Origin of the sequence: Streptomyces sp. NPDC127092 (genome assembly GCF_042722475.1) — a bacterium.
Classification (GTDB): Bacteria; Actinomycetota; Actinomycetes; order Streptomycetales; family Streptomycetaceae; genus Streptomyces.
This window is the reverse complement of the sequence record NZ_JBHXFE010000188.1, coordinates 1-1,647: the sequence shown is the minus strand read 5'-3', so window position 1 is coordinate 1,647 and position 1,647 is coordinate 1. Positions and strand designations below refer to the sequence as shown.

General features: G+C 65.9%; 1 protein-coding gene. It reads right to left on the bottom strand.

Features of this window, described 5'->3' with window-relative positions:
• Positions 1 to 180 precede the first annotated feature (180 nt).
• A complete protein-coding gene (locus ACFWJO_RS38690; RefSeq protein ID WP_386872896.1) occupies positions 181 to 1,380 on the bottom strand; it encodes a DDE-type integrase/transposase/recombinase in 1,200 nt (399 codons plus the stop codon).
• Between the last annotated feature and the right edge of the window lie 267 nt (positions 1,381 to 1,647).

The window sequence follows — 1,647 nt, the reverse complement described above, 5'->3', positions numbered from 1 at the left end:
AGACCCTCTGCAACGAGTTCGACAACGCATTCCCCATCGCGTTCTCCGAACCCGAGCGCACCTATTGCATCGAGGTCAATCTCGGTGGCTGACGCCCCGTGAGTACTTATTAACCGCCCGCGGTTTGTGCTGTCTACGTAGATGTGAGACACGGGTGTCTACGTAGATGTGAGACAGATTTTAGGCGGGGCGGAGTTTGCCTTGGTAGCGCTTGGTGTGGTCGAGGTGTAGGTGGCCGATCACGTCGCCGTCGGTGGTGTAGTCGGTGACGTGGTCGTCGTCGCGCAGCAGGGTGACGGTCTGTCCGGCCATCTTTCGGCCGACGCTCAGGCGGGCGCGGGAGTCGACGCACACGGTGCCGGTGGAGGAGACGACCAGGGCGTGCACGGTGGCGTCGTGTTGGATCGGAAGGTGCTGTGGCCCACCGTGGATCGCCGCATTCCGCCAGGCCTGCAGCGGTGGCATCTTGACGGCGCTGTGCGGGCGTTCGGTGTTGTAGAACCGCTGGTAGGTCTCGCACAGTTGCTGCAGTTCGGTGGTGGTGGCCGCGGTGGTGGGCCGTGCGGCCAACCATTGCTTGAAGGTGCGGTGGTGGCGTTCGACCTTCCCGCAGGTCTGCGGGTGATACGGGGTGGAGTGGATCAGCCGGGCCCCGGCCTGCTCCACGACCCGGGTGAAGCCGGAGATGCCGCCCTTGGTGCGGCGGGAGGTGAACGCGCTGCCGTTGTCGGCGAGCACCAACGCCGGGATCCCGAAGCCGGTGAACGCGGCGGTGATCGCCGCGATCGCCCCGGCGGCGGTCTCGGCGTCCGCGACCCGGGTGGCGACCAGGGTGCGGGTGCAGTCGTCGAGGACCTCGAAGACGACGACCTTCTCGCCGGTGGCCAACCGGACCTGGGTGGCGTCGATCTGGTAGCAGTCGCGGGGGTTGCGGTAGCAGAACCGACGGTACGACGATTTCGGGCGTTTCTTCGGTTCCGGGATCACCAGGTCGTAGCGGGAGAGGATCGTGTTGATCGTGGCCCGGGACGGGATGGTCCAGCCCTCGGCAGACCAGTCGTGTTTCTCGGCGACGGCCTGCAGGTGGTAGGCGATGGTGTCGGCGCCGCGCTCGTGGTGGGGCAGGTTCAGGCGGAGCCGCACGATTTCGATCTCGACCGGTAGTGGGGTGGCGTGTGGGCAGGAGGTGGGCCGGCGGGACCGGGTGGTCCACCGGCCCTCCTCCTCGATCCGTTTCTTGTGTCGGTAGGCGGTGGCGCGGGAGATCCCGTGGTCGGCGCACCAGCGGGCGAAGTTCCCGTCGAACATGTCGGCGCCGGTGGCGTGGGCGAGCACCAGCAGGGCGTGTAGCAGGTCCATGACGGCATCCGTTCCGGTCATGAACCAAGTTCACGACCAGTCAGGTGCCTCACACCTCGTCGACGGCAGCGTGTCTCACATCTGGGTAGACATCATCTGTCTCACATGTCCCCAGACTCAACAAACCGCCGGCGGTTAATAAGTACTCACGGGCCTAGGGCACGAGTCGGTACCGCAGCATCATGTCGTGGTCCTCGTGGTCGAGCATGTGGCAGTGCCACACGTAGCCCTGCAGGGGATGCGACGCCTGCCCCATGGTGCCGTGTCCGCCTTCGGAGTGATCCATCG

Excerpts from the sequence above, each read along its gene's own strand:
- ACFWJO_RS38690 (WP_386872896.1), bottom strand. The coding sequence starts at position 1,380 with ATGACCGGAACGGATGCCGTCATGGACCTGCTACACGCCCTGCTGGTG.